Genomic DNA, 6,316 nt, shown 5'->3' with positions numbered 1-6,316 from the left:
TTTGTATTATTTGTATTATTTACATTGTTATTATATTCTATATCATAATCATACTTTATTATTTCTCCATTAGCAGAATTAATCTCATAATCATATTCCTTAGAACCATGATAAAATTCTATATCATATTTTTGTATTCCGCTATCTAAATCCATTTCAGCTTTAATAAATGAAACTTGATCACTTGTTACTCCTGCATGTTTTAGTGCTATTTCTTTAGCCTCATCAATAGTAACTGTTTTATTATTTAATACTTCTGAATTGCTACATCCCATTAAGCTAATGCTAATTATCGTTATAACTGTTGCTAACTTTAATCTTTTCATTTTATCCTCCAATCATGTTAAGTAAATTCTTATTATTGTATATTTATCTAATTCACTCTCTATATAAATTTTAGTATTATAATTATTGGCTATTCTATTTGCAATAGATAAACCAATTCCAAAGGAATTATTATTTATTCTAGATTTATCAACCTTATAAAATCTTTTCATAACATTATTTACTTCATTCTTTGATATTCCAATTCCATTATCTTTTACTTCTAATTTTAATTTTCCTAATTCATTTTTTAATATTATTTGAATTTCTATATTATCTTTATTATTATATTTTATTGAATTATCAATAAATATAATTAATAATTGTTTTAGATCATTTGGATCAATTTTAACTTTTATATTTTCTTCAATATTAATTATATATTTTACATTAGGATTTAAAACTCTATAATGTTCAACTACTTCTTCCACTATTACTACAGGATCAATTTCATCTAATTTACTTAAGTTTACTTCTGTTTTTTCTGCTTTAGATAGTAGTAACATATCATTCACTAACTTCTTTAATCTTTCTACCTCTTTTAAGCATATATCTAATGATTTTTCCAAACGCTGCTTATCATTTTTTCCCCATCTTTTCAGCATACTTAAATGTCCATGAAGTGCTGTTAGAGGCGTTTTCAATTCATGTGATGCATCTGATACGAACCTACTCTGCTCATTAAATGCCTCCTCTAATTCATCCATCATTGAATTAAAAACTATATTTACTTTATCTACCTCATCATTTAGCTCTGAAATTTCAGCTCTCTTATTAATTCCTTTTTCTTTTATTTCATTCATAGTTGTTATAAGTTTTCTAAGTCTCTTTATAAAATTCTTAGATACATACATAGCTCCTATTCCACTTAAAACTAGTCCTAAAATTAATGTAAAAATTAAAATCGGTAATGAGTTTTCAATAAAATCCTGAAACATATCATTTTCTCTAACTATTTGTACTATATATTGAGAATCACCTATATCTATTGGTCCTGTTATTCCCATATATATATCAAAGTCAAAAAATTTGGAGTAGGTCATAATTTTTTCATTTACATAATCAAATTTAATCTCATTCCATATTTCTGATTTAGATTCATAATATATTTTATCTAAAGAATAAATTCTTATACTTTCATCGTCACTATCAGTTAACTGTTGTAAATACTCATAAAATCCACTTTCTGATATTTCTACATTTATATCCTTAGATAAACTTGATATCTCTTCATACCTACCTTTTAATAAGTCTCTTTCATATTCATCTGTAAATATCCAAAATGTAATTAATTGACCAATTGTATATATAACTAAAATTAAGCTAATTATAAAAAATGAATTTTTCATAATTTCTAAAAATATAGGTAATTTTTTAGTTTTCATAACTAACTCCTCATAATATAACCAATAGATCTAATTGTCTGTATATATTCTTCCTTATTTTCATTATTTAACTTTGATCTTAAATATCTAATATATACATCTGTAACATTAGTTTCTGGTTCATATCCATATCCCCATATTTTTTCCAATAACTCTTCTCTAGTAACTACTTTATCCTTATTATCTATTAATATTGTTAATAACTCATACTCTTTGTTAGTTAAACTTATCTCTATTCCATTTCTTTTTACAATTCTTGAACTTTTATTAATTACAATATCCTTAAATTTTACTATATAATTATTTAAATTATCTTGCCTTCTAAAAACTACTTCAATACGTGCAAGCAATTCTTCTATTGCAAAGGGTTTAGCTATATAATCATCTGCTCCTATTTGTAGTCCATTAACCTTATCCATTACACTATCTTTTGCACTAAGCATTATTACTGGAGACTGCTTTTCTCTTTTTAGCCTTCTACATATTTCAAATCCATTCATTGAAGGAAGCATAACATCCAGTATTACAAGATCATATTCATTTCTTAAAGCCTCTTCTAGACCTTTTCTACCATCCTCTTTAATAGAAACATTATATCCCTCATATTCTAATTCTCCCTTTATAAAATCAGAAATATTAGGTTCATCCTCAACAATTAATATGCTCTTCACTTTGTCTACTCCTTTATAACTTACTTCCTATTGTAATTTTAATCATAATAGTTATCTAAGTCTATAATAGCACCTAAATTCGAATCAACCGTAACTTCCATAAGCATGTTGTTTGAATTCTTTATTTTAAATTCATACTCAAAACCCAACGTATCTAATTCTATTTTTTTCTTAATACCTAATACTTCTCCTTCAACTGCTTGAAGTGCTATTTCTTTCGCTTCATCAACTGTATAATTAATATTAGATTTAGCTATACTATATACTGCTATAACACCTACGACCCCTATTATTGCTACTGAAGCTATTAATATAGAAATTTTTCTTATTAATTTTTTCTTATTTCTCTTTATTATTTCTCTTATATTATCTAAATATTTATTCATATTAATTTCTCCTTTTATTAATCTTTAATATGATTATATAATATTAATTCATAAGTTTCATGAAGAAGGAATGAGAGTAAAATTAAAATTTTTTAATCTTTTATAAATAAATATCAAAAAAGGTTGTAGTTTAAACTACAACCTATAACACGCTAAAATTCTCTTATATTTTGCTCTTTTTTAACTCTTCTACAAGATATACATCTTGTTGGCCCATTTTCGAATCCTTTTTCTTTAGTGAATAGCAATAAATGTACTTTCAGATTCATATTACTTTTTTTCAATTCTATTTCGTATTTCTTCCATACGCTTATCTAGATCTGCACTAATTTCTGAACACTCAAACAGCTCTTTACTTATAATTTCAGCTTCTTCTGGATTAATATTTTTCTTATATCTTAATTTATGCTCTAAGCTTGCCCAAAAATCCATTGCTATTGTTCTAAGTTGTACTTCTACTTTCATTCCCTTCTTTTCATTCTTTAGGAAAATTGGTACTTCTATAATTAAATGTAAACTTCTATAACCACTTTTTTTAGGATTTCTTATATAATCCTTCTTCTCAATTAGCTTAATATCATCTTGGTTTAATAAGCAATCAGCTAACATATAAATGTCTTCTGGAAATGAACAGATTACTCTTACACCAGCAACATCTCTTATATTTTCTTGTATTGATTCCAATGTAAAAGGTAAATCTTTCTTATTTAATTTTTTTATAATCCCCTCAGGAGACTTTAATCTAGTTTTTATACCTTCTATTGGATTTCTATCATATTGTAATGAAAACTGTTCATTTAATACCTTAAACTTTGTTTCCACTTCCATAATTGCACATCGATAATAAGCCATTAACTCATTCATTGGCATCATATTTCTATGTATGATATCTAAAAAATCATCATTTATTATTTTTTCTCTTACAAATTTTTTACCAACGTTTTTTAATATATAATCATCATTTACTATTTTTTCTCTTAAAGTTTTTTTATCAATATTTTTTAACATATAATCCCCCTTTATCTTACTTTAAACTAATATCAATCTCTTTTTATTAATTTTATACTCATAATAATTAAATTTCTATATTTTTAATCTCTTATTAATTATTTATTTTATATAATCAAAAAAGGTTGTAGCTTAAACTACAACCTATAACAATCTAAAATTATCTTCTATTTTATTCTTTTTAACTCTTCTACAAGATACACATCTTTTTGCCTCGTTATTTTTTAGATAAATATCTATTAGGCCCTATCCCACCCTCACTTGCAAGTCAACATATGGTTATTACATTAATTTATAACTTTACTCTTGTAACATTACTGAACTTAGCTTTTATTATTTGCACATTGTTCCGTATATGCTAATCAATGCACTAATTCACATCTCAATTAGTAGATCTTATGTTCACCCTTGCAAATTACCAGCTGAATTTTTAAGAAATAATATCAGTCGTCCAATTTAAACCTTGTAATTTAGTATCTATTAATCTATACTCTTTTGAAAGTTTATCTATTTCCTTCTGTTTTTCAGCTACATTCACTGTACTTAAAATTTTTATTTCTTTGTTTGAATATCTCTCAATTTTATCAGCAGATTCACTAATAAAACTTCTTAAAATAGATAACTTTAATCCTAAAGCATCCCTTTTAGCTATAATATCTGAAATACTTTCATTATTTATATATGTAGAACTATTAGTTTTATTTATTAATTTTATAATATTTTCAAGCTCAATAATATTATCATTTAGTTCACTTAAAAGAGTATTTGGGTTTTCTGATGGTGTATCACCTTCTTGAACCTTAGCATTTTTTATCAATCTTTCTTTTAAGTTTGCAATTCTTTTTTGTAAGTCAGCCCTTAAATTTAATGCTTCTGCTAATTTCATATTAATCCCCTATTCTTAATAATATTTCCGTTATTTACTATTTATATAATAGAATTATATCAAACTTTTATAAAAAATAAACATAAATTCTCTTTTTAAAATATTAAACTCCTAGATAAATAGGAATTTGTCAATCCGTTGCTTTAGTTTTTTTATAAACATCACTTATTCCAAATAAAGCTAATATCAAAGATACAATAATAATAGAAATATCTGTTGCTGAAACAGATTGCATAAAATAATCGACAACACGCAGCCCATAAAATGTAGCAACCGTATCTAAGATAATATAAAACAGTATAGACATTTGCTTTGATATTTTCCCCAAATATAGAAATACTTTAGGCAATGCCTCAGCTATCAGACTAAAAGGATAAGAAATAATTGTTGCAATTACAAAAAACAGAATAATACTTCCTATTGACTCATATTCAAATCCAAATATTTTCATTATTGCTCCACCTAATAAGGCAATAATAGATAATACACCAACAAACAATAATCCACATAAGAGAAAAGTTATTATCTTTTCTTTATGTCTGTTCCAAATCCATTTCAATTATTTCACTCCCCAAATTCCTATTTATCTATATAATATCAAACGTGACGTTACTTCGTATTGTTATACTATCTTGATATTCTTTAATTTGTATATAATTTATAAAGACTTTTTATATTTCTTAAAGTAAGATGAACTTGAAAAAATAAAAAAAGCACCAAAAATTATAAAAAATACTGCAGAAAAATATAGTTTTCCAATTAAATGCCATATTCCTATAGCTAACCATAGAACGCCTACAATTGCATATAATTTACATGAAATTTTATTATCTATTGCTTTACTATTACATTTACCATACTTTTTTATTTGCTTGATTCTTGAATTATATGCTAAATAAGGCATAAAATTAAATACAAATATAAATATATCAATTATTAACAATCCAAGGATAATCAGAAATATAGGTTTAATAACCATTAAGGAAACAACTAGTAACACCATTAATGCTATAGCTATTATTAAAGAATATAGAGTTCCTTTTCTTGTTGTATTTCTTATACTTGTATATTTATCTATTTCTGATTCACAATCACTATAAATTGGTTTAGCTCCAACTTGTGCTGAAAAAATATGCATATAATTTTCTATAGAAACAACAAGTTTCCATCCTGCCTCTTTAAACATAGTGAAATATTCTTCATTTGCCTCTGTTTGGTAATCTAGGTTATATACTATATTTTGAGGCTTATCTTTTCTTAGTTTGTAGAAAAATCCCCATACTATGTCTTCTAATATCCAACCTTGACTTGCATAATTTTTTAGTTTTTCCATATCATCTTCTTCACTAAATGCAAGGCCTCTAATCATTACATATTTCCTTTTCATAAATATCCCCCTTTTCTAATTCAAAAAATTTTCAGCAAATTTAATCATCTGTTTCTTACGCTCAACCTCTTTTATGAGCATCTCTCGTCCTTTATTTGTTATTTTATATACCTTTTTATTTTCATCTATGTCAGAACTTAACTCCACTAAATCTGCTGATAAAAGCTTTTTCAGTGTTGTATAAAGTGATGCAGGACCAATAGTAACTTCATTATTAGTAAGATTCTCAATAGTTTTCATAATTAGGTATCCGTGCTTTTCCTCAATAA

At 25.2% G+C, this 6,316-nt stretch carries 9 protein-coding genes and 1 pseudogene; all 10 read right to left on the bottom strand.

Annotated elements, in window-relative coordinates:
- On the bottom strand, positions 1–326 hold a 326-nt coding region (locus Q0Y03_RS14950), incomplete at its 3' end, for a PepSY domain-containing protein (RefSeq protein ID WP_297714595.1).
- 12 nt (positions 327–338) lie between these two features.
- Positions 339–1,709, bottom strand: a complete 1,371-nt coding sequence (locus Q0Y03_RS14945; protein WP_297714594.1) for a HAMP domain-containing sensor histidine kinase — start codon at positions 1,707–1,709, stop codon at positions 339–341.
- A gap of 2 nt (positions 1,710–1,711) precedes the next feature.
- Positions 1,712–2,380 carry a response regulator transcription factor gene (locus tag Q0Y03_RS14940; protein WP_291680413.1) on the bottom strand — a complete coding sequence of 223 codons (669 nt, stop codon included), beginning with the start codon at positions 2,378–2,380 and terminating at the stop codon, positions 1,712–1,714.
- Between the two features lie 38 nt (positions 2,381–2,418).
- Positions 2,419–2,766, bottom strand: a complete 348-nt coding sequence (locus tag Q0Y03_RS14935) for a PepSY domain-containing protein (RefSeq protein WP_297714593.1) — start codon at positions 2,764–2,766, stop codon at positions 2,419–2,421.
- A gap of 152 nt (positions 2,767–2,918) precedes the next feature.
- Positions 2,919–3,008, bottom strand: a pseudogene (locus Q0Y03_RS14930) (zinc-ribbon domain containing protein); the annotation flags it as partial.
- 28 nt (positions 3,009–3,036) lie between these two features.
- On the bottom strand, positions 3,037–3,774 hold the full coding sequence (locus Q0Y03_RS14925; RefSeq protein ID WP_297714592.1) for a GTP pyrophosphokinase family protein: 738 nt from the start codon (positions 3,772–3,774) through the stop codon (positions 3,037–3,039).
- 430 nt (positions 3,775–4,204) lie between these two features.
- Complete coding sequence (locus Q0Y03_RS14920; RefSeq protein WP_297714591.1) at positions 4,205–4,660, bottom strand: DIP1984 family protein; 456 nt, start codon at positions 4,658–4,660, stop codon at positions 4,205–4,207.
- A gap of 130 nt (positions 4,661–4,790) precedes the next feature.
- Positions 4,791–5,219: a regulatory YrvL family protein gene (locus Q0Y03_RS14915; RefSeq protein ID WP_297714590.1), complete on the bottom strand. Its 429-nt coding sequence runs from the start codon at positions 5,217–5,219 to the stop codon at positions 4,791–4,793.
- Between the two features lie 99 nt (positions 5,220–5,318).
- Entirely contained in the window at positions 5,319–6,047 is a 729-nt protein-coding gene (locus tag Q0Y03_RS14910; RefSeq protein WP_297714589.1) for a DUF2812 domain-containing protein, read from the bottom strand.
- A 15-nt stretch (positions 6,048–6,062) separates the two neighbouring features.
- The coding region (locus Q0Y03_RS14905) for a PadR family transcriptional regulator (RefSeq protein ID WP_297714588.1) at positions 6,063–6,316 on the bottom strand (254 nt) is incomplete at its 5' end.

Origin of the sequence: Clostridium sp., assembly GCF_026168755.1 — a bacterium.
Taxonomy (GTDB): Bacteria; Bacillota; Clostridia; order Clostridiales; family Clostridiaceae; genus Clostridium.
Note: the sequence above shows the minus strand (reverse complement) of the source record. Positions and strands in the feature narration are given on the sequence as shown.

Bases quoted from the DNA above. Each gene is read 5' to 3' on its own strand.
- Q0Y03_RS14945 (WP_297714594.1), bottom strand. From the start codon at position 1,709: ATGAAAACTAAAAAATTACCTATATTTTTAGAAATTATGAAAAATTCA.
- Q0Y03_RS14935 (WP_297714593.1), bottom strand. From the start codon at position 2,766: ATGAATAAATATTTAGATAATATAAGAGAAATAATAAAGAGAAATAAG.
- Q0Y03_RS14925 (WP_297714592.1), bottom strand. From the start codon at position 3,774: ATGTTAAAAAATATTGATAAAAAAACTTTAAGAGAAAAAATAGTAAAT.
- Q0Y03_RS14920 (WP_297714591.1), bottom strand. From the start codon at position 4,660: ATGAAATTAGCAGAAGCATTAAATTTAAGGGCTGACTTACAAAAAAGA.
- Q0Y03_RS14910 (WP_297714589.1), bottom strand. From the start codon at position 6,047: ATGAAAAGGAAATATGTAATGATTAGAGGCCTTGCATTTAGTGAAGAA.